This is a genomic window from Bradyrhizobium sp. USDA 4506 (genome assembly GCF_054058795.1).
In genome coordinates, this window is record NZ_JBSSBM010000002.1 from 6943848 (window position 1) to 6963955 (window position 20108).

General features: G+C 65.1%; 19 protein-coding genes. 10 read left to right on the forward strand and 9 right to left on the reverse strand.

The window, feature by feature from the left end:
- Positions 1–4 precede the first annotated feature (4 nt).
- The 3 genes from ACVIHF_RS34845 to ACVIHF_RS34855 are packed head-to-tail and all read left to right on the forward strand — an operon-like array spanning position 5 to position 1351.
- Entirely contained in the window at positions 5–319 is a 315-nt protein-coding gene (locus tag ACVIHF_RS34845) for an ArsR/SmtB family transcription factor (protein WP_016841428.1), read from the forward strand.
- A complete protein-coding gene (locus ACVIHF_RS34850; RefSeq protein ID WP_456793298.1) occupies positions 316–672 on the forward strand; it encodes an SRPBCC family protein in 357 nt (118 codons plus the stop codon). The genes ACVIHF_RS34845 and ACVIHF_RS34850 overlap by 4 nt, the downstream gene beginning before the upstream one ends.
- A gap of 52 nt (positions 673–724) precedes the next feature.
- A complete protein-coding gene (locus ACVIHF_RS34855) occupies positions 725–1351 on the forward strand; it encodes an ATP-dependent Clp protease proteolytic subunit (RefSeq protein WP_456793299.1) in 627 nt (208 codons plus the stop codon).
- 28 nt (positions 1352–1379) lie between these two features.
- Here the strand turns inward: ACVIHF_RS34855 and ACVIHF_RS34860 are convergent, their stop codons facing one another.
- Genes ACVIHF_RS34860 through ACVIHF_RS34885 form a run of 6 tightly spaced genes read right to left on the reverse strand, consistent with a single transcriptional unit; the run spans position 1380 to position 9114 of the window.
- Entirely contained in the window at positions 1380–3185 is a 1806-nt protein-coding gene (locus tag ACVIHF_RS34860) for an alpha/beta fold hydrolase (protein ID WP_456793300.1), read from the reverse strand.
- Entirely contained in the window at positions 3182–5692 is a 2511-nt protein-coding gene (locus ACVIHF_RS34865; protein WP_456793301.1) for a glycoside hydrolase family 2 protein, read from the reverse strand. Before ACVIHF_RS34865 ends, ACVIHF_RS34860 begins: the two co-directional genes overlap by 4 nt.
- A 44-nt stretch (positions 5693–5736) precedes the next feature.
- A complete protein-coding gene (locus ACVIHF_RS34870) occupies positions 5737–6735 on the reverse strand; it encodes a DUF1839 family protein (RefSeq protein WP_456793303.1) in 999 nt (332 codons plus the stop codon).
- Between the two features lies 1 nt (position 6736).
- Positions 6737–7660, reverse strand: coding sequence for an amino acid--[acyl-carrier-protein] ligase (locus ACVIHF_RS34875; RefSeq protein ID WP_028335830.1), 924 nt, complete (start codon positions 7658–7660; stop codon positions 6737–6739).
- Position 7661: 1 nt separating this feature from the next.
- On the reverse strand, positions 7662–8864 hold the full coding sequence (locus tag ACVIHF_RS34880; RefSeq protein ID WP_456793304.1) for an acyl-CoA dehydrogenase family protein: 1203 nt from the start codon (positions 8862–8864) through the stop codon (positions 7662–7664).
- 4 nt (positions 8865–8868) lie between these two features.
- Positions 8869–9114, reverse strand: coding sequence for an acyl carrier protein (locus tag ACVIHF_RS34885; protein ID WP_057020315.1), 246 nt, complete (start codon positions 9112–9114; stop codon positions 8869–8871).
- A gap of 659 nt (positions 9115–9773) precedes the next feature.
- Between ACVIHF_RS34885 and ACVIHF_RS34890 the strand changes: the two genes are divergently transcribed.
- The 3 genes from ACVIHF_RS34890 to ACVIHF_RS34900 all read left to right on the forward strand — a co-directional run bounded on the left by ACVIHF_RS34890 (position 9774) and on the right by ACVIHF_RS34900 (position 12204).
- Positions 9774–10112: a P-II family nitrogen regulator gene (locus ACVIHF_RS34890; RefSeq protein WP_024583097.1), complete on the forward strand. Its 339-nt coding sequence runs from the start codon at positions 9774–9776 to the stop codon at positions 10110–10112.
- A gap of 39 nt (positions 10113–10151) precedes the next feature.
- A complete protein-coding gene (locus ACVIHF_RS34895; protein WP_057020316.1) occupies positions 10152–11600 on the forward strand; it encodes an ammonium transporter in 1449 nt (482 codons plus the stop codon).
- 199 nt (positions 11601–11799) lie between these two features.
- Positions 11800–12204, forward strand: a complete 405-nt coding sequence (locus ACVIHF_RS34900; RefSeq protein ID WP_016841439.1) for a GFA family protein — start codon at positions 11800–11802, stop codon at positions 12202–12204.
- A gap of 164 nt (positions 12205–12368) precedes the next feature.
- Here the strand turns inward: ACVIHF_RS34900 and ACVIHF_RS34905 are convergent, their stop codons facing one another.
- Complete coding sequence (locus tag ACVIHF_RS34905; RefSeq protein WP_456793305.1) at positions 12369–12842, reverse strand: NUDIX domain-containing protein; 474 nt, start codon at positions 12840–12842, stop codon at positions 12369–12371.
- Between the two features lie 178 nt (positions 12843–13020).
- Between ACVIHF_RS34905 and ACVIHF_RS34910 the strand changes: the two genes are divergently transcribed.
- The 4 genes from ACVIHF_RS34910 to ACVIHF_RS34925 all read left to right on the forward strand — a co-directional run bounded on the left by ACVIHF_RS34910 (position 13021) and on the right by ACVIHF_RS34925 (position 18702).
- Positions 13021–14247 (forward strand): aminotransferase class I/II-fold pyridoxal phosphate-dependent enzyme, encoded by a 1227-nt coding sequence (locus tag ACVIHF_RS34910; RefSeq protein ID WP_310883514.1) that lies wholly within the window; start codon positions 13021–13023, stop codon positions 14245–14247.
- Positions 14248–14263: 16 nt separating this feature from the next.
- Positions 14264–16744, forward strand: coding sequence for a DNA translocase FtsK (locus ACVIHF_RS34915; RefSeq protein ID WP_456793306.1), 2481 nt, complete (start codon positions 14264–14266; stop codon positions 16742–16744).
- Positions 16745–16843: 99 nt separating this feature from the next.
- Entirely contained in the window at positions 16844–17662 is an 819-nt protein-coding gene (locus ACVIHF_RS34920; protein ID WP_456793307.1) for an outer membrane lipoprotein carrier protein LolA, read from the forward strand.
- Positions 17663–17886: 224 nt separating this feature from the next.
- Entirely contained in the window at positions 17887–18702 is an 816-nt protein-coding gene (locus ACVIHF_RS34925; RefSeq protein WP_456793308.1) for an exodeoxyribonuclease III, read from the forward strand.
- Between the two features lie 178 nt (positions 18703–18880).
- On the opposite strand, the gene ACVIHF_RS34930 is transcribed toward ACVIHF_RS34925, so the two are convergent.
- Positions 18881–19321, reverse strand: coding sequence for a cyclic nucleotide-binding domain-containing protein (locus tag ACVIHF_RS34930; RefSeq protein WP_016841445.1), 441 nt, complete (start codon positions 19319–19321; stop codon positions 18881–18883).
- Positions 19322–19378: 57 nt separating this feature from the next.
- Complete coding sequence (locus ACVIHF_RS34935) at positions 19379–20065, reverse strand: response regulator transcription factor (protein WP_016841446.1); 687 nt, start codon at positions 20063–20065, stop codon at positions 19379–19381.
- Positions 20066–20108 lie beyond the last annotated feature (43 nt).

Here is a 20108-nt window from a genome sequence, read left to right on the forward strand (position 1 = left end):
TGTCATGGTCGACACCGACATCTTCAAGGCTCTGGCCGATCCGACCCGCCGCAAGGTCTTTGAGAAGCTGGCCGGCGGCAGCCTGAACGCCAGCGCCTTGCGCGACGGACTTGAGATCAGCCAGCCGGCGATGTCGCAGCATCTGGCGGTGCTGCGCGCGGCAGGGCTGGTGCGCGAGCAGCGGCAGGGCCGCTTCGTGAATTATGAGGTCGACCCGGACGGCATCGCCAGCATCGGCACTTGGCTCGCCCGCTACCGCGCCTATTGGCCGAAGCGCATCGAAGCGCTCTCCGATCTGCTGAAGGACATGGATCAATGAGCGACACAGTTGAGCCTGATCATGCCGACGCCGACCTGGTGCTCGAATACGAGCTCGATGCACCGCCTGAAAAAGTCTGGCGCGCGGTGACCATTCCGGCCCTGCGCGAACGCTGGCTGCCGGATTGCGATCTCGCGGACGCTGAACCCCTCTCATCGATCGCTGGCGAAGAGGTGCGCTTCCGGCTGCGCGAGTCCGACCCGCCGTTTCGCGAAAGCCAAGTCACCTTCCGGATCGAGCCGAACGAGGCCGGCGGCACAAGGTTTCGCATCATCCAGCAAGCATGCGACATCAGGGGAAAGCAGCCGCAACCGGCCAACAGCAACAACCGCACAATGATGCGCGCGGCCTGATCCCCAACCTCACCTACCGAGACTTCATCACCTGCAGAAATGGAGGTCGCCGATGCGCGACATGATGCAACTCGTCCCTATGGTCGTCGAACAGTCGAGCCGCGGCGAACGTTCCTTCGACATCTATTCCAGGCTGCTGCGCGAGCGCATCATCTTCCTGAACGGCGAGGTCAATGATGCGATGTCCGGACTGGTCTGCGCGCAGTTGCTGTTCCTCGAAGCCGACAACCCCAACAAGCCGATCAACCTCTACATCAACTCCTATGGCGGCGTGATCACCAGCGGGCTTGCGATGTACGACACCATGCAGTTCATCAAGGCGCCGGTGCACACGCTGTGCATGGGCACGGCGCGCTCGATGGGGTCGTTCCTCTTGATGGCCGGCGAGCCCGGTCACCGCGCCGCGCTGCCGAATGCGAGCCTCCACGTGCATCAGCCGCTCGGCGGTTTCCAGGGCCAGGCGTCCGACATCCTGATCCATGCCACCGAGATGCAGGAGACCAAGCGGCGCATCATCCGGCTCTATGCGCAGCACTGCGGGCGCACCGAAGCCGACGTGGAACGGACCCTGGATCGCGATCACTTCATGTCCGCGCAGCAGGCGCTCGAATGGGGATTGATCGACAAGGTCTTCGCCGAACGCGACGCCGTCGAAAAACATGATCCGGTGCCGCGCTGATCTTCGTCGCTGGAGCGGCCAAACCGTTTCATGACAGCGCCATCGATTTAGGCTTCACCTCGGCATGCGGCACCGTGACCCGCACGGCATCGGGACGGCTCGATCCTCCGCGCCTGCCGCCGCCGCGGTGGTCGATCAAGCGCGCGACGACAGCGCGCCGCGCATGACGAGGCGTCAGCGAATGGTCGGCGTTCGGCAGCGTCAACCGCGTCACTCCGGGGATGCTTGTGAGCCGTTTGCCGTCCTGACCGAAATGCCGTGCGATCTCCTGCAGGCTGAGATCGCCGTCCGAGGTGACCATGAGGACGCGCACGCCGCGGCTACAAAGCTCGCGCATCCAGCGCTCGACGCGGTTACGACCAAGCAAGGCGGACGGATGCATCGCCGACAGCGTCGACTTGACGGCTTCCAATCCGCGCCGCACCAGCCGCCTGGCGCTATCTGACCCTGACAGCTTCCAGGCGGACCTGGTCGTCATCGCAGGCCCGTCCGCCGGACCGATCTGCTGCTGGCTTCCGCGATTCGCCTTGGAGGCTTCGTATGCTTTCCAGGCCGTAAGCTCCAGCGCGTAGGAACTGTTCCAGGCAAAGCAGAGCGGGTTGATCATGGTCAGGGCGCGGACGCGGCGGTCCGCGCGCGCAGTGTGAAAGGCCTGGAAGGCGCCCGAGCACGTGCCCACAAGCTCGACTTTGGCAAAGCCCGCCCGCTGCATCCAGTCAATCGCCGCGCTGACGTCGAAGCGGGTGCGGGAATCATAGAGGAACAGACGATTGCTCCCGGCATCGTCGCTCAGGCCGAGGCCCGGCAGGTCAATGCGTAGCGACGCCACGCCGGCGGCGGCAAGCTCGCGCGCCGCCTCGACCGTGCCGCGCGCCCAACCGACATGCGGCACGCCGCCGGAGTTGAGGAAGATGACCGGATCGGCCGCAGCATGGCCGTCACGTGGCCGGGTCAGCACGCCACAGATCAATGGCGCCTGCCTGATCACAACCGGCTCTTCCGTGTAGTGCGATCCCTCCAATAGCTCGCGGCCGGTCAAGGATTCGACGCCCTGAGCTACGCCGGCGACGGCCCGGTCGGACAACCAATCCGCCCAGCAATCGACAACGTCGGCCGGGATCCGGTTCGCGGTCGGGTCGCACACGAGCAGGTGATAGTCCTTGAACTCCGCGATTGTCGCGCCTTCGAAAGAAGTTCGACCGTCGCGGATTTCAGAGCCTGCCAACGGCTTTCCGTTCGCGATCAAAAGCATCGGCAGGGGCGGAAGGGCCGCGACGGCCCGCCGCCAATCCAGCCTCGACAGATCGGCGAGCGTCTCATGCGAAAGCCGGAAGCCGACGGCCTCGCGTCCCTCGGCGAACGTCGCGTCGCTTGCGGCGCTGTTGGCGAGCGACCCATCGATCACGCGCGACATTGCGGTGATTTCGCGCACATAGGTTTTGCCGGAACTCGGTGGCGCAAGCAGCGCAAGGCCTGCCACGTCGTCCCGCCCCGCCGCAGCGAGCGGGGCCAGCAGCGCGCCGAGACGGAAGCCGGCGAGGATGACATCCTCCACGCCGCAATCCCGCTTCAACCGGTCGATCGCCGCGCCGATGCTTGCGGTCCAGGCCATCACCCGGCCCGGCGCGGAATGGTCGCCGGCAGCGTCGCCACAACCGGGATAGTCAAACAGCAGGACAGGCAGGCCCCCCGCGGCCGCCCTGTCGGACAACAGCTTCAGGAATCGGCGACTGCACAGATCCTCATGACCATGCGCGCCGGCAATGACAACGCCCCGCCGCCCCTTCGCTACGTTCAGCCAGCCGATGGTATCGGCAAAGACAACTGGTTTCATGTCATGCTCCCGGCGGACTCCCTTGTCCGCACGACTTCCAATTCTTCCGCTCTCGGCACCTCGTAGCTCGCGTCGCGATCGGCATTGAGCGCTGTCACCGCGCCGCCAGGCGTCGCCAGGGACGGACCGTCAAGGCCGACCTCCCGCTCGATGCCCGGTATCAGGTGGAAATTGTTCTCCGTTGGAACGAACCGATCGTCCTGGATGGAGACGTGGTAGGCCGCGCGTTTGCAGGCCAGCCGCAGCCGCCACGCGTCCTTCCGACGCACCAAACTCACAGTCAGGCCGACGTCGCGCTGCGCGGTCATGACACCCGGCAGCACATGGAAGGCCTCGGCAAAGACCTTCCCGTCGTCGCCTTCCAGCCTTGCAACGGTGACCTCATGTCCGGGCGGCCCGAAGCGATAGGCGTAGGAAATATCGAAAAAGGCGCCGAGTACCGAGAAGGCCGAAAGCGACAGGCCGCTGTGCGCCGGCACGCTGATCGGTTGGCGCGCCGACACCACCGGCGTGACGCCGTCCCGCAGACAGGTCAGCGATAATGTCGCCCGAACGGTCTTCGCGGTATCGTTGATAGCATGGACGGTCAGCCCGTTGACGCCCTCGTCGCTCAGGATCAGCCGTAGCGGGGCAAATGCGCGCCTCAGCCCGTGCCAGACCGGCTTAGGCCGGCCGGTCGAATCGACCACGCCCCAACCCGCGCCCGGCCGCAAGTCCTTCCAGAAGAACAGCAGCGCTCCAGCCGTCGGCGAACAGGGTCTGCGCCATTCGTCGATGGTGCGCTCCACTATCTCGGTCGTCACCGCACGGGAGAGCTCGAGATAGCGTCTGGTATTTTCGATGCGCAGCCGGCGCGCGTCGACGGAAAAAAGCGTTTCCAGATAGTGCTCGCGCACATCCTCGAAGTCCCACGACGCGCCGACGTCGCGCGGCACACCCGCCTTCCAGCGCGGATCGTGCACCGGCGGCACCGGCAGATGCGCATCCAGCGTTGCCTGGTCAGGCACATTGGCAAAGGCAAGGCATTCGCTCGCGAAGCGTACTTCGGCGCGGCGCGCGTCATCCAGCGGGCGGCAATAGGCGCCGACCCCGTAATAATGCATCGGCCCGCCATCAGCCGTGAAAGGCAGGTTGCCGCCGGATGGCGATGACGTCACAAGCACCAGGTCGGGACGCTTCGCTTCGGCGATGGGGCGCACCACCTTGTCGAACCAGGGCGTCGGATCCATCGACATCGGCATGCCCATCATCGCCGCCTGCTGCGCCACCTCGCTGCCGCCGCACAGAACGGCGAGTGATGGCGAATGCCTGAGCCGCCCGAGCAAATTCCCGACCTCGCGCGAGAGCGACGCGCACCAGGCCTCGTCCTTCGCCGGATAGTCGAAATTGGCGAGCATCAGGTCCTGCCAGACCAGGATGCCCATCTCGTCGCAAAGCTCGTGAAACGCGTCGCCCTCGTAGACGAACGTGCCGCCGACCCTGAGCATGTTGACGCCCGCCCGTCGTGCAAGATCGAGGTCGCGCGCGATCTCTTCGCGTGAAGACGGCAGCCGCACCAGGTCGGACGGCGTCCACACCGCGCCACGACAAAAGACGGATACGCCGTTGACGACCAGCCGAAAGCCGCGTCCGTCGGTGCCGCGATCGATCTCGATATGCCGGAAGCCGACGCGGCCGAGCGTTACTCGCATCGAGCCGAGCGTGACGACAACCTCGTGCAACGCCGGATCGCCATGGCTGCTCGGCCACCATGGCGCAACGTTCGCAATATCCAGTTTCGCCGTCAGCCGCGTCGCTGTCTCTAAGGTCAATGCGGCGACAGCGCCCGCACAGGCGACCGTGGCCGGCGCGTCATCAAACGGCTCGACCAGCGTGATCGCGATGGAAAGATGCCCTGTTGTGCCGGCGAGGTCGGCCTGCATTTGCACATCGCGCACGCCTTGCCGGTTGGTATCGCGGATCAGCTTGATCGGTCGCCACGGTCCGACGATGTCGAAGCCAGGGGACCAACCCGGCATATGGCCGATCAGCGTGGTCCGTACGAGCCTCAGCCGCTGATCGTCGATCATGCGCGGCCGCCAGCGCGCACGCGGACCGGTCAGGGTTTCCAGATGGCGGTCGAGGCTGCGGAATGCGATGGCCAGTTGCTCGCCGCCGGCAAGCGTCAGGGCCACATCATGGCGCTCGAACATCGAGGTCGAGGACAGCACGAGGCGATCGTCGAGCCAGACCTCTGCAACCGTCGCCAAGCCGCCAAATACGAGACGGGCCGGGCCGGTGACGTCGAGCCGGCGACGATACCAGACGTCCTGGTCGTGCAGCGGAGTGGGATGGTTGCGGTCCCAGCGGCCAAGCCGTTCCAGCGCAGCAGCGGCCGTGCTGGGGCACGCCGCCTCCAGCCATTCGGCGCTGCCGTCGATCGCCGCCGGAGACGCCCACGCGCCGGCCGGCGAGACGACCATGCACCAGCCGCTGTCCAGAGGCTCGGCCGTGTCGGTCGTCGACACCAAAGCGTCCATACACATGCATTCCCATGACCGGCAGGCCGGTCCTACGCTGCCTTGCTGGCGAGATCCGCCATGCGACTGTCCAGAGCGTCCATCACCGTTTGCCAGGCCTTGGCCATCGGCCCGATGGCGTCCGCGAGCCCATCGAACCGATGCCGGGCCATGGCGCGGGCGAGCTTGAATTGCATGACCTTGGCGCCCTCGGCGATTGCCGCGGCGGCTTCGATCGCCTCGGCCAGACCGGTCTCGCCGTGCCGTCCCAGCCATTCCAGATGACCGGAGAGGAGTTCGAAATTGGCGCCCACCTGCCGCAACGTGTTGAAGGCGTAGATGTGAAAATACTCCGGTGACCGGGCAGCCAGTGCCTCGGCATGGCCGCCGAACACGGCCGCATAGGCATCGAGCGGATTGCGCTTCGGCCTGCGCCGCAGATGCTGCGCGAGGATTTCCGTGGCCGCACTGACCGGATCGCGCGAGGGGCGCGTGGTGTCGAACTTGACGAACTCGGCATAGGGAAACAGCGGCAGGCCGCCGGCCGGCGCGCCGTTGCGCTGCTCGAAAATGCCGTCATAGTCCTCGCCGTCCAGGGCGAAGTAGCCGTCGTTGTGGAAGTAGGCCATGTGGCGGCGCCCGGGAACGAGCACATTGACGCCGATCGTCGTCTTGGAATGGCCACTGCGATAGGTGATGCCCTTCGTGTCGGGCAGGTAGAAGGCATCGACCTCGACCAGCGGCAGCCGCCCGCGCTCGATCTGATTGAGAACGTGCGCCTCCAGACGATCGAACACGGACAGTTCCTGGATATCCAAGCCGGCCAATCGCTGCAGGTCGGCCGTCGGGAATTTGAAGAACGTGAACTGGTCGCCTTCGAAATCCTGCGCGACGGTGAAGCCGAGCGCCGCGACCGGGTCATTCCCAGTCGCATGCATGACCTCGATCAGAAGATCGACATAGCAATTGGTCTGCGGCCATCGCCGCTCCGCGTCGTGTAGCCGGTGCGGCTTGTAGTCGGCCGGATCGAGCCCGGCGATGGCACTCTGCATTTCAGTTGCCCCAAAGCGTGTCACGCACGGAAGCCGGCCATGCCTCGACCTCAGGGCCGTGATGGCGGAACAGCGCGAGCGCCACGCGCTCCAGCCCGAAGCCGACGCAGGCCGAGTGGCACAGGCTGCCATCCGCGAATTTGAGGCCCCAAGTCTGGCCAAAATGGTCGCGATGATAGTTGAAGGACAAGCAGGCCGTCGGTTTCTCGATACTGGTTACCGGGATCAGCAGCTCGAACTTGAGTCCCTCGTCGCGCTGGTTGTTGGCCATCATCTTGCCGCCGCGACCGAAGAACGGATCGTTGGCGAGATCAACCTCGCAGGGCAGGTCGAGGGATTCGATCATCGCCTTGCCGCGCTCCAGCCAGCTTTCGCGGAAGGCGCACACCTGCTCGGCCGTACCGATGCGGACGAATTCGCGCATACGGAACAGCTGCATGCGGGCGGGATCCTTGGAAGGCTCATGACGGAAGCAATAGGAGGAAAGCTCGAACAGCACACCGTCATCGGGCACCGGACCGCGCGCGGCAACGGTCGGATAGAGCGGATAGCAGGCGGCTGGCGTCAGCACGACGTTCGTCGCCTGCTGCAGTTCGGTCCAGTCCTCTCCCGCAGCCATCATGCCGAGAAGCTGCGCATGCTCGCGCTCGCCGCCCATGAAGGAATGCACGCAGCCTGCAAGCTGCGGGAAGCTTTTCATATAGCCACTGCCTTCAAGCGTGGCGCGGCTCATGCCCGGTGGGAAGTGGATGCGGGTTGCCTTGTCTGGCGCTCCGATGCTGGTCACGAGCCGCTCAAAGCGCTCGATCACGTCTTCGAAAACGCCGGAGCGGCCATAAAGCCCGTCTACTCCGGTCTTGAACAGGATGCTCTTGTCGAACAGGGTGTCGAGCAGGCTCTTGGCGTCGAACGTCTTGGCGTCCATCTCAACCTCTCAGGCTGGTGTCAAAGCGGCTCATCAGCAGGAGCGTCGCGGTGTTGGAAAGAATACGGTCGTTCGAAATCATCAGCGGCGCTGAGCTCACATCGCGCAGGTGCCTGCCGACGCTGAACGGCGTGCCATTCTTGTAGCCGACGATGCCGTTGATCAGCATGGCGAGCCGCACGATCGCCCCAGCCTTCTCGCTCGCAGCGACCTTCAACGCGTTGATCTCGGCGGTAAAGCCAATCGAGGAGAGCGCGTCGTCATTGCCCTTGGCCGCATCGAAGCGGTCAATGGCGGCCGTGAGATGACCCTTCATCTCCTGAAGCAGGGCGGCTGCCTCGGCGAGCCGAAGCGCACCCGGCGGCAGACTTCCATCCGCCTGCTTGCGCGCCGCAGCCTTGACGAATGCTTGCGCGCGATTGAAGGCATCGGTGGCGATACCGAACCAGGTCGCCGCCCAGAAGATATGCGAGCTCGCCAGCATCGACTGTGCCGCGATCTCCGAGAACGGCTTGGGGAAAATCTGCGCCGCGTCACCGTGCGCGACGAGATGAAAACCGTCCGAACAGGTGCCGCGCATTCCGAGCGTATCCCATACGGAGGTGCGCTCCAGCGTGCGGTTCAGGTCCGCGGGAATGACAACCATCACCTGATCGGAGCTTGCCGCGTCGGGAGCGCGCCGCGCCGTGGCAAGAATCGCGTCGGCGTGGCGGCCGTAGGAAATAACCGTTGCTTCCTTTGTCAGCGAGAAGCGGCCGTCTGCCACTTCGACCGCACAGATCGAATTGCGCAGATTGCCGCCGATGCCGGCTTCCGTGGTCGCCGAGGCCATTAGCAACTGCTCCGCCGCAATGCGGCGCATATAGGCCAGATGCCAGTCGCTGGCGCCGCCATGGCTGACGAAGCTCGACGTCTTGATCTGGTGCATGGCGTAGATCATGGCGCTCGAGCCGCACGCCTGGGCGAGCTGAACGATCAGCTCCGCGATCTCCACCGTGCCCAATGCCTCCCCGCCATGCTCGACGGGAATCGCGACGCCGAGCAGGCGCTCGCGCTTCAATGCTTCGATGGTATCGGCCGGGAAGCGGCCCTCACGGTCTACCGCATCGACCTGCTGCGCCGCCACCTTGGCGACCAAACGCATGCGCTCGGCCGGCGTGGCGGCAGAGGCCGGCACGGGCTCTTTCTTTCTCACCACGTTCATGGTTTTACGCCGCCCGCTGTGTCAGCCGTGAAACGGCGTCGGCGACGTTGGCGAGCGACGAGAAGGTCCGTCGCGTGAGCATCGCCTCGGGAAATTCGATGTTGAACTCTTCCTCGAGCGCCAGCATCACCTGCACGGTGGCGAAGGATGTCAGCCCTGCGTCATAGAGATTCGTGTCGTCGGTGATTGTGTTGAAATCCAGCGAAATCATCGGCTGCTGCTCGAGCAGCGCGCGGATACGATCAATCATTGGTTGCCCCACCTGTCATTGAAGTTCTTATGCGGCGGGAATAGCGCAACGACGGCAACCGCGGCGTTAACGCCGGAACGACAATGTTACAGACAGCTAACGATCGGTAACGAGCGCCGGCAAAAGTCCAGCATTTGCTGTCCTGGCGGGCGTACCTGATGCGAGCCCTTGTCCGCTTCGCACAGAACGACGCGGCGAGGATGCCCGCAACTGTCTTCGCGCCGGTCCCGTTTCGGGTGGGAACCCAAACAAGCCGATGAAACCCAATATCAAATTCCCATCGCGCAATCGTCCGACAGACGCGAATGGCGAAATGATCGAGAGGGTGTTCGCGGACCGCGGGGCGGGCCCGGAAGCCCTCGCCGGATACCGCCTGCTGCCCCGCGGCTGAGCAGAATTGTGTCCGGAGTTAGCCGTGCCTGCGTTCTAGACAGGCCTGACCATATTTTAGGCGCGGCGGAATAGCGCAGGGGCACCTCCCACCCGTAAAGCGGGAAAAGGTCCGGATTCATAATCCATTAGCGAACTCCGGCCGTTTGGCACGGCATTTGATTCTAAGGGTCCAGGCTGTGCCCGCGTAGTGGATGTCCTCCGCGTGGTGAACCTCAGTCGAAACTCCCGGTGTTGATTCGCACCGGGCCCAAGCGGGGATAGGACTCATGAAAATTGTTATGGCGATCATTAAGCCATTCAAGCTCGAAGAGGTCCGTGACGCCCTGACCGCCATTGGCGTTCACGGTCTCACGGTGACGGAAGTCAAAGGCTACGGCCGTCAGAAAGGCCACACGGAAATCTATCGCGGCGCCGAATATGCCGTGAGCTTCCTGCCGAAGATCAAGATCGAGGTCGCGGTCAATTCCGATCAGGTCGACAAAACCATCGACGCCATCACCTCCGCCGCCAAGACCGGCCAGATCGGCGACGGCAAGATCTTCGTCATCAGCCTCGAACACGCCGTGCGCATCCGCACCGGCGAGGCCGATGCCGCGGCCCTCTGATTTCGCGCTCAAACCTTAAGACCTCAGGAGTGAAATAACATGACGTTCAAGCGTCCCTATGGCGCGGGACTGGCGGCCCTTGCAGTCGGCCTGTTCGCCGCGACCGCCGCCTACGCCGAGCCGACCGTCAACAAGGGCGACAACGCCTGGATGCTGACCTCGACGGTGCTGGTGCTGCTGATGACCATCCCGGGCCTCGCGCTGTTCTACGGCGGCTTGGTCCGCTCCAAGAACATGCTCTCGGTGCTGGCGCAGGTGTTCTACACGGTCTGCCTCGTCACCGTGCTCTGGGCCCTCTACGGCTACAGCCTCGCTTTCACCGGCGGTTCCGACTTCATCGGCGGCTTCTCCAAGGCGTTCCTGATGGGCGTCACGCCGGACTCGAAGGCGGCGACCTTCTCGGTCGACGCCAACATCTCGGAGCTCATCTACATGTGCTTCCAGATGACGTTCGCGGCGATCACGCCGGCCCTCATCGTCGGCGCCTTCGCCGAGCGCATGAAGTTCGCGGCGATCGCGCTGTTCATCCCGCTCTGGGTCACCCTGATCTACTTCCCGATCGCGCACATGGTCTGGTACTGGCCGGGCCCGGACGCGATCCAGGATGCCGCCAAGGCGCTCGCCGCTGCGGCTGACGGCGCGGCCAAGACCGCGGCGCAGGCCAAGCTCGACGAGATCAACGCCGACGCCGGCTGGATCTTCAAGAAGGGCGCGATCGACTTCGCGGGCGGCACCGTCGTGCACATCAACGCGGGTATCGCCGGCCTGGTCGGCGCGCTGCTGATCGGCAAGCGGACCGGCTACGGCAAGGAGCTGATGGCTCCGCACTCGCTGACCATGACCATGATCGGCGCCTCGCTGCTCTGGGTCGGCTGGTTCGGTTTCAACGCCGGCTCCAACCTCGAAGCCAATGGCGGCGCTGCGCTCGCCATGACCAACTCCTTCGTGGCCACTGCCGCGGCGGCGCTGGCCTGGATGTTCGCGGAATGGATCATCAAGGGCCACCCCTCGCTGCTCGGCGCGCTCTCGGGCGCGGTCGCGGGCCTCGTCGCAGTGACCCCGGCGGCCGGCTATGCCGGTCCGATGGGCGCCATCGTGCTCGGCCTCGTGGTCGGCGTGGTCTGCCTGTTCTTCTGCACGGTCGTGAAGAACGCGCTCGGCTATGACGACTCGCTCGACGTGTTCGGCGTCCACTGCGTCGGCGGCATCGTCGGCGCGCTCGGCACCGGCATCCTGGTCAACCCGGCGCTCGGCGGTGCAGGCATCATCGACTACACCGCGATCCCTCCGAAGGTCGCCGATTATGACTTCGCGGCGCAGATGATCTCGCAGGTTTGGGGCGTCTGCACCACGCTGGTGTGGTCGGGCATCGGTTCGGCGATCCTCTACAAGATCGTCGACGTGATCGTCGGCCTGCGCGCCAACGTCGAGACCGAGCGTGAAGGCCTCGACATCACCGAGCATACGGAGCGCGCCTACAACATGTGAGTTCTCCCGGGACTCTGGCTCCCTCCGGGGCCGGGTCCAGAACTACGGTTCGGGCACATACCCGGCAATGTCCGGACCGTTGAGGGGCTCCAGCGCAAGCTGGGGCCCTTTTCTTTTTTCCGCGGCTTGAGAAAATATTGTCGGAATTGCCTGCCATTGTGGAATGACAGGCCACAAACAACGAAAACGGGAGGACGTCATGAAGGTGCAGGGCAGATGCTATTGCGGCAATGTGCGCTATGAGGCCGAGGGCGAGCCGATGATGGCGGCGCAGTGCCTGTGCCGGGAATGCCAGTACATCACGGGCGGCGGACCGAACATGTTCATGGCAATGCCGACCACCGGCTTCAAATACACCGCCAGCGAGCCCAAGCAGTTCACCCGCAAGGATCTCGACCGCGCCGTGACCCGGGAGTTCTGCCCGGAGTGCGGCACGCATCTCGTGACCAAGGTGCCGGGCCTGCCCGCCACCATCCTGAAGGTCGGCACCTTCGACGACCCCTCGGTGTTCACCCCGCAGATGACGATCTACACCTGCGACAAGCAGACCTTCCACCACCTGCCCGAAGGCAAGCCATCGTTCGAGAAGCTGCCGGCGCGGTAGCCGCCACCCATCGCGCGCGTAGCCCGGATGGACCGGCAAATTCGAATCGTCATGGCCGGGCTTGCCCCGGCCATCCATCCCGCTTCGCAAGATTCTGGCCTAGTCGATGGATGCCCGGGTCAAGCCCGGGCATGACAAGTTGTGGGTCACGCCATGGAGCCGCGTCAGTCGATCAAAACTTCCTCATCCGGCAGCTCGCTTGGCGCGCCGTTGCACAAATAGCGCTCCAGGATGTCGGCAAGCGACAGCGGCGTCAGGCGCTCGCTCGCACCGGATAGGTCGGCGATCGGCCACCAGCGGAAGCAATCGAGCACGCGCGCCTCGGCTTCGTCGGCCATCACCGGCGTGAAGCGATCGGCGTGCACGATCCGGTATTCCTCTTTCTGCGAGATCCGCCGGCGGCCCCAGTTGAAGGTGTGGTGACGCCGCCAGACGGCGGGCCCGAGCTCGAAATCGACCAGCCCCAATTCCTCGGCCAGTTCCCGCTGCAGCGTCGCTTCAGCCGTCTCGCCATCCTCGACGCCGCCGCCCGGCGCGATCCAGAAGCAGTCGACGCCGTGCGGCGGGCGAATCCGCATCAGCAGGACTTCGCGCTCGCCGGTGATGATGAGCGCCCGGATGGCGCGGCGATGGATCATGTCTCGGAGCAATTTCGATGAGGTTTTCTGGGGTGAGCACTGATATCACGCGCCGCCGATCGTGCCGCGCCGCCGATGGTTAATCGCGTCTTAACCTCGCCCTATCTATGGTGACTTGATCGGTTTACGGTCGGCGCCCCTACCCTCCGTCCGCAGTGAAAGTGCTGGCATTTCAATCATGGCAATGACCGCCTCATCCGGCTTGGCGCAGGGCGCCGGCGATGTCGCATCCGCCGGCCAGGCCGAGCGTTCCCCTTTCCTGCGCACGACCGAGCTGCTGGCGCCGTATCAGCCCGCCAAGCCCTTGATTACGCTGTCATTAGGCGAGCCGCAGCACCCGGTGCCCGATTTCGTCGGACCGGTGCTGGCAAAGCATACCGCCGAGTTCGGCCGCTACCCGATCGCCAAGGGCATCGAGCCGTTCCGCCGCGCCGTCGCGACCTGGCTGGGAAGCCGGTTCCAATTGCCGCGGCCGGTCGATCCCGAGAGCGAGGTGATGGTGCTGAACGGCAGCCGCGAGGGGCTGTTCTTTGCCGCGATATCAGCCTCGCGCTACGTCGCGCCGCGCAAGGGCCGGCCGGCGATCCTGATGCCGAACCCGTTCTATCCGGCCTATGGCGCCGGCGCCCGCGCGGCCGGCTGCGAGCAGATCTACCTGCCGACCACGCTCGGCAACGGTTTCCTGCCCGACCTCGATTCGATCGACGAGGCGACGCTGGCGCGCACCGTCGCGTTCTTCATCGCCTCGCCCGCCAATCCGCAGGGCTCGGTCGCCTCGCGCGCCTACTTCACACGGCTGAAAGAGCTCGCCGATCGCTATGGCTTCATCATCCTGAGCGACGAGTGCTACTCGGAAATCTACACTCGCGAGGCGCCGGGCAGCATTCTCGAATGCGCCGGTCCCGACTTCAGCAATGTCGTGGCGTTCCAGTCGCTGTCGAAGCGCTCGAACCTGCCGGGCATGCGCGTCGGCTTTGCCGCGGGCGATAGGAAGTTTCTGGCCGCATTCCACGAGCTGCGCAATGTCGCCGCACCGCAGGTGCCGGTGCCGCTGCAGCATGTCGCGGTCGCCGCCTATAGCGACGAGGCGCATGTCGAGGAGAACCGCCGGCTCTATCGCATCAAGTTCGATTTCGCCGACCAGATCCTCGGCAACCGCTACGGCTACAAGCGTCCCGCCGGCGGCTTCTGCGTCTGGCTCGACGTCTCCGGGCGCGGCGGCGACGAGGCGGCGGCGGTCAGGCTCTATCGCGACGCCGGCGTGCGCGTGATTCCCGGCAGCTATCTGGCGCGCCAGCAGAACGACGGTTCCAATCCGGGCGCGGGCTATATCCGCCTCGCGCTCGTCTCCGACAGTGAATCGACGGCCGAGGCGATGCATCGCCTGGTCGAAACCCTGGGTTAATCGCGAAGCGCGAAGATTGAGTATGCCAGCGATCGAACGTGTCATCCCCCTGGTCGGCCATCTGCCGCTCTCGCTCCGCGAGGCGCTGGCGCGACGGCTGCGCGAACTCACCGGGCTCGGCCTGATCGCGCTGTCCGGCGCCATCACGGCGGCGCTGATGACCTGGTCGGTGCAGGATCCGTCGCTGAGCCACGCCACCTCGCGCGCGATCCGCAACGTGCTCGGCTATCCCGGCGCGATCGGCGCCGACCTCCTGATGCAGATTCTCGGTCTCGGCGCGATCATGCTGGTGCTGCCGGTCGCGGTGTGGGGCTGGCGGATGCTGACGCATCGCCCGTTCGATCGCGAGGCGCTGCGGCTCGGCTGCTGGATCCTGTGCACGGTGATCGCGGCGGGCTTCGCCAGCTGCTGGCCGCACAACACCGCATGGCCGCTGCCGACCGGGCTCGGCGGCGTGGTCGGCGACGCGCTGCTGCGTGCGCCGGCCGTCGTGTTCGGCCCGCCCGGCTTCATCTATCGCGTCGTGCTCGGCCTGATCCTGTTCGTCGCGATGGCGGCAAGCTTCCTGTTCGCCTGCGGCTGGGGTGCCAAGGAGCAGGACGACGAGCTGACGCCGATCTCCGACGACGACGAGCCGTTCGTCGAGGAAGAAGACAACGACCGCAGCTCGGTCTCGCTGGGCTGGCTGTTCCATGCGCTGATGAGCGCCAAAGCGCGGCTCGGCTGGCTGCTGACCACCGCCTACAAATCGCTGATCTCGAGCGGAGCCCAGAGCCGCAGCGCTGCGTTCGAGCGCCAAGAGCCGAATATCGGCGGCGGCCGCTCGGCGCCCTCGATCGCGCCCGCGCATGAAGACCATGATGAGGACGAGGCTGAAGCTTTCGACGACGATGAGGAAGAGGAGGACGAGGAGGACGAAGCTCCCGCCGCCCGCGCCCCGCGCAAGAAGGCCGAGCCGAAGCCGAAGAAGAAGAATTCCGACAAGTTCGAGCTGCCCTCGGTCTCCGTGCTCAGTGCGCCGAAGGCCAGCGATCGACAGCCGCTGAGCAAGGCCGAGCTCGAAGCCAATTCGCGCTCGCTCGAGGGCGTGCTGCAGGACTTCGGCGTGCGCGGCGAGATCGTCAAGGCCAATCCCGGCCCGGTGGTCACGCTGTACGAGCTCGAGCCGGCGCCCGGCATCAAGTCGTCGCGCGTGATCGGGTTGTCCGACGACATCGCGCGCTCGATGAGCGCGCTGTCGGCCCGCGTCGCGGTCGTCGCCGGCCGTAACGCGATCGGCATCGAGCTGCCCAACGCGCATCGCGAGAAGGTCTATCTGCGCGAGCTTCTGGTCGCCAAGGAAAGCGTCGATTCGGTTGCGAAGCTGCCGCTGTGCCTCGGCAAGACGATCGGCGGCGACCCCGTCATCATCGATCTGGCGCGCACGCCGCATATGCTGATCGCCGGCACCACCGGCTCCGGCAAATCGGTCGCGATCAACACCATGATCCTGAGCCTGGTCTACCGGCTGCGGCCGGATCAATGCCGCCTGATCATGGTGGATCCGAAGATGCTCGAACTCTCCGTCTATGACGGCATCCCGCATCTGTTGACGCCCGTCGTCACCGATCCGAAGAAGGCGGTGGTGGCGCTGAAATGGGCCGTGCGCGAGATGGAAGAGCGCTACAAGCGGATGGCCAAGCTCGGCGTGCGCAACATCGACGGCTACAATGCGCGCCTCGTCGAAGCCAAGGCCAAGGGCGAAGAGCTGACGCGCACCGTCCACACCGGCTTCGACAAGGAGAGCGGCAAGGCGATCTACGAGGAAGAGAAGCTCGACCTCGAGCCGCTGCCCTACATCGTCATCATCGTCGACGAGATGGCCGACCTGATGATGGTCGCCGGCAAGGACATCGAAGGCGCGGTGCAGCGCCTCGCGCAGATGGCGCGCGCCGCCGGCCTGCATGTCATCCTCGCCACGCAGCGTCCGTCGGTCGATGTCATCACCGGCACGATCAAGGCGAACTTCCCGACCCGGATCGCCTTTCAGGTGACGTCGAAGATCGACAGCCGCACCATCCTTGGCGAGATGGGCGCCGAGCAGCTGCTCGGCCAGGGCGACATGCTCTACATGGCGGGCGGCGGCCGCATCAGCCGCGTGCACGGCCCGTTCGCCTCGGACGAGGAAGTCGAGAAGGTCGTGCGTCACCTCAAGACGCAAGGCGCACCGGAATATCTCGAAGCCGTCACCGCGGAAGAGCCGACCGACGAGGACGGCGCCGTGTTCGATGCCACCGGCATGGGCGGCGACGGCGGCGGCGATCTGTTCACGCAGGCGGTTGCGATCGTCAAGCGCGACCGCAAGGCGTCGACCTCCTACATTCAGCGCCGGCTGCAGATCGGCTATAACCGCGCGGCCTCGCTGATGGAGCGAATGGAACTTGAGGGCATCGTCGGCCCGGCGAATCACGCCGGAAAGCGCGAAATCCTGGTCGGGGAGGAAGAAGGCCAGTTCTGATCGGGGCGATCATCACGGAAAAACCATATCTCCCTCGGAAGAGGCGGGATAAAATCCGGCGCAGCGGGACGAGCGTCGAACAGAGACCTGACATATCTGATGGCAAAACACCTCATTGACCGCGGCATGCGCACTGCGCTCGCTCTTCTCGTCACCGCCGCGATCGCCGGCGCTGCGACCGCGCAGAATGCGCCGCCCCCGAAGCCCGCACCCAACGCCGGATCCAAGGCTGCGCCAAAGAAGGACGCCGGCGCGCAAACCAACGCGGACAAGGGCCCGACCACGACGGGCGCCACCCAGGCACCGCCGAACCCGGTGATTCCCGACCCGCGCCGCAACGTGCCCGCCAACATCTTCCAGACCTTCGACGCCAACCAGAAGGCGCAGGCGGCCAAGGTCTCGGCCTATCTCTCGTCGCTGCAAACGCTGGTCGGAAATTTCGTTCAGGTCGGCCCCGACGGCACCAAGACCAAGGGCGATTTCTACATCCAGAAACCCGGCAAGCTGCGCTTCGAATATGACGATCCGAGCCCGGTCGAGGTGATCGCCGACGGCTCCTCGGTCGCGGTGCGCGACCGCAGGCTCGCCACCCAAGACGTCTATCCCCTGTCGCAGACCCCGCTGCGCTATCTGCTGTCGGACCGCATCGACCTGATGAAGGACACCAACGTCATCAGCGTCACCGCCGACGACGTGTTCGTCAGCATCACGATCGAGGAAAAGCAGGCGCTGGTCGGCACCAGCCGCTTCCTGCTGATGATCGGCGCCAAGGACGGCAAGCTCAAGCAGTGGACCGTCACCGACCCGCAGGGCTACGACACGACCGTTGCGGTCTACAATCTCGACGCGACGCAGAAGCCCGATCCGGCGCTGTTCAAGATCGACTTCACGACCTATCCCGGCACCTCGCCGGGCTGACCGCCTTTCCTTCTCCCTCGCCCCGCTCTTGCGGGGAGAGGGTTGGGGTGAGGGGCTGCCTCCACGAATCCGAAAGACGCGAGTACGTGGTGAGTCCCCCTCACCCGGATCACATTGCGCTTCGCTCCATGCGATCAGACCTCTCCCCGCAAGCGGGGCGAGGTGGGAGCCTCCCTGTGGACAATTGAAATCCGCACCGAGAACCGTGCTAAGACGCGGTCCTCATGCGGTTCTCCGTCACCACCTGGAACATCAATTCGGTGCGCCTGCGCATCGACACCGTCGCCAAGTTCATCAAGAGCGCGCGGCCGGATGTGCTGTGCCTGCAAGAGACCAAATGCATCGACGATGCGTTTCCGCTCAAGCGCTTCAAGCGGCTCGGCTATGAGCACGTCGCGCTGAACGGACAGAAGGGCTATCACGGCGTCGCCATCGTCTCGCGCCTGCCGTTCGAGACGACCGACATCAGGACGTTCTGCGACAAGATCGATTCACGACACATCTCGGTGTCCTTCGGCGAGAAGGCGCAGCTGTCAAAGCCGCTGGTGCTGCATAATTTCTACGTGCCGGCCGGCGGCGACATTCCCGATCCCGCGCTCAGTCCGAAATTCGAGCACAAGCTGCAATTCCTCGACGAGATGAAGGCCTGCGAGCCGCTGCATCCGCGCGGCGACGACCGCCACATCCTGGTCGGCGACCTCAACGTCGCGCCGCATGAGAACGACGTGTGGTCGCACAAGCAGCTGCTCAAGGTGGTCTCGCACACGCCGGTCGAGACCGAGAAGCTGCTCGCCGCGCAGGCGCATGGCGAATGGTTCGACATCGCGCGCGAGCGGATCCCGATGTCGGAAAAGGTCTACACCTGGTGGAGCTACCGCGCGGCGGACTGGACCGTCGGCGATCGCGGCCGACGGCTCGATCACATCTGGGTCTCGCGCGCGCTGAAGGATCAGGTCAGCGATTTCAAGATCACCCGCGACGCCCGCAGCTGGGAGCGTCCGTCGGACCACGTGCCGGTGACGGCGGTGATGGAGGTTTAAGGGCGCCGCCGACCCTCGACCCGTCATCCTGAGGAGCGTGGAACGCGCGTCTCGAAGGGTGCACGGCCCGGCTGGTGGCCGTCGACCCTTCGAGGCTCGCCCAGCGGCGCAATTGCGCCGCACGGCTCGCACCTCAGGGTGACGGTTCAATGACCTTGCGGAATGACGCGCGGAAAGATCACGTGCTCAACTTCCCGCCCGCCATCAGGATATCGCTTGCGAGCTGGCTGGTGCGCAGCGCGAGCTCGTCGCGCAGGCGGCGGGCCGCGGCGGGATCGCTTTCCAGCACGCGCTGGAACAGGCTGCGCGCGACGCGGATCACCGAACCGCGCTCCAGCGCGGTGGCGGTCGACGGCCGCTTCATCGCGACGATCAAGGCGAGCTCACCGATCAGCGCGCCGGGGCCGGCGATGATCTCGGCGCCGCCTTCCTCGACGCGGAAGGTGCCGCGCTGCACGACATAGCCGGCGTCCGCAGCGTCGCCGGCCTTGAACAGCACGTCGCCTGCGTTGAAATCACGTTGCTCGGAGCCGATCGCCAGCATGCGCAAGGAGCTCTCGCCCAACAGACGCATTGTCGGGACCCGCTCGAGCAGGGCTACGTCATCATCGATCGACATTCAGGTCCGGTAACCGCGGTGCGCCTCGATTTCACGAATCGTTGAGCGCGAAGCGTATCACGGCACCAGCTTGTAGCCACCGGCTTCCGTCACCAGGATTTCCGGGTTGGCGGCATCCTTCTCGATCTTCTGGCGGAGGCGGTAGATGTGGGTTTCCAGCGTGTGGGTGGTGACACCGGAATTGTAACCCCAGACTTCCTGGAGCAGGGTCTCGCGCGACACCGGCATCTGGCCGGCGCGGTAGAGGAAGCGGAGGATCGCGGTTTCCTTCTCGGTCAGCCGCACCTTCCTTGCATTGGCGCCGGTCAGCATCTTCGAGCCGGGCCGGAACGAGTAGGGGCCGACCGAGAACACCGCGTCCTCGCTGGCCTCGTGCTGGCGGAGCTGCGCCCGGATGCGGGCCAGCAGCACCGCGAACCGAAATGGCTTCGCCACATAGTCGTTGGCGCCGGATTCGAGCCCCAGGATCGTATCGGAATCGGTGTCGTGGCCGGTCAGCATGATGATCGGGGCCTTGAAGCCGCCCTTGCGGAGCGAGCGGACCACTTCGCGGCCGTCGGTGTCGGGCAGGCCGACGTCCATCAGGACCAGATCGGGGGAATTGGCTTTGGCGGCAGTGGCGCCCTTGGCGCCGGTGTCGACTGCGGAGGCTTCGAATTCCTCGTGCAGCGACAGCTGCTCGACCAGCGTATCGCGCAGATCGGTATCGTCATCCACGATCAAGATCTTGCGGGCATTGGCCATAGGTACAATCCTTCGGGGGCGGGCGGTCAGAAGCAGAGGACGC

Bases quoted from the DNA above. Each gene is read 5' to 3' on its own strand.
- ACVIHF_RS34930 (WP_016841445.1), bottom strand. From the start codon at position 19,321: ATGTCGATCGATGATGACGTAGCCCTGCTCGAGCGGGTCCCGACAATG.
- ACVIHF_RS34845 (WP_016841428.1), top strand. From the start codon at position 5: ATGGTCGACACCGACATCTTCAAGGCTCTGGCCGATCCGACCCGCCGC.
- ACVIHF_RS34895 (WP_057020316.1), top strand. From the start codon at position 10,152: ATGACGTTCAAGCGTCCCTATGGCGCGGGACTGGCGGCCCTTGCAGTC.
- ACVIHF_RS34870 (WP_456793303.1), bottom strand. From the start codon at position 6,735: ATGCAGAGTGCCATCGCCGGGCTCGATCCGGCCGACTACAAGCCGCAC.
- ACVIHF_RS34860 (WP_456793300.1), bottom strand. From the start codon at position 3,185: ATGAAACCAGTTGTCTTTGCCGATACCATCGGCTGGCTGAACGTAGCG.
- ACVIHF_RS34935 (WP_016841446.1), bottom strand. From the start codon at position 20,065: ATGGCCAATGCCCGCAAGATCTTGATCGTGGATGACGATACCGATCTG.
- ACVIHF_RS34850 (WP_456793298.1), top strand. From the start codon at position 316: ATGAGCGACACAGTTGAGCCTGATCATGCCGACGCCGACCTGGTGCTC.
- ACVIHF_RS34875 (WP_028335830.1), bottom strand. From the start codon at position 7,660: ATGGACGCCAAGACGTTCGACGCCAAGAGCCTGCTCGACACCCTGTTC.
- ACVIHF_RS34910 (WP_310883514.1), top strand. From the start codon at position 13,021: ATGGCAATGACCGCCTCATCCGGCTTGGCGCAGGGCGCCGGCGATGTC.
- ACVIHF_RS34855 (WP_456793299.1), top strand. From the start codon at position 725: ATGCGCGACATGATGCAACTCGTCCCTATGGTCGTCGAACAGTCGAGC.
- ACVIHF_RS34920 (WP_456793307.1), top strand. From the start codon at position 16,844: ATGGCAAAACACCTCATTGACCGCGGCATGCGCACTGCGCTCGCTCTT.
- ACVIHF_RS34925 (WP_456793308.1), top strand. From the start codon at position 17,887: ATGCGGTTCTCCGTCACCACCTGGAACATCAATTCGGTGCGCCTGCGC.
- ACVIHF_RS34880 (WP_456793304.1), bottom strand. From the start codon at position 8,864: ATGAACGTGGTGAGAAAGAAAGAGCCCGTGCCGGCCTCTGCCGCCACG.
- ACVIHF_RS34885 (WP_057020315.1), bottom strand. From the start codon at position 9,114: ATGATTGATCGTATCCGCGCGCTGCTCGAGCAGCAGCCGATGATTTCG.
- ACVIHF_RS34900 (WP_016841439.1), top strand. From the start codon at position 11,800: ATGAAGGTGCAGGGCAGATGCTATTGCGGCAATGTGCGCTATGAGGCC.
- ACVIHF_RS34890 (WP_024583097.1), top strand. From the start codon at position 9,774: ATGAAAATTGTTATGGCGATCATTAAGCCATTCAAGCTCGAAGAGGTC.
- ACVIHF_RS34905 (WP_456793305.1), bottom strand. From the start codon at position 12,842: ATGATCCATCGCCGCGCCATCCGGGCGCTCATCATCACCGGCGAGCGC.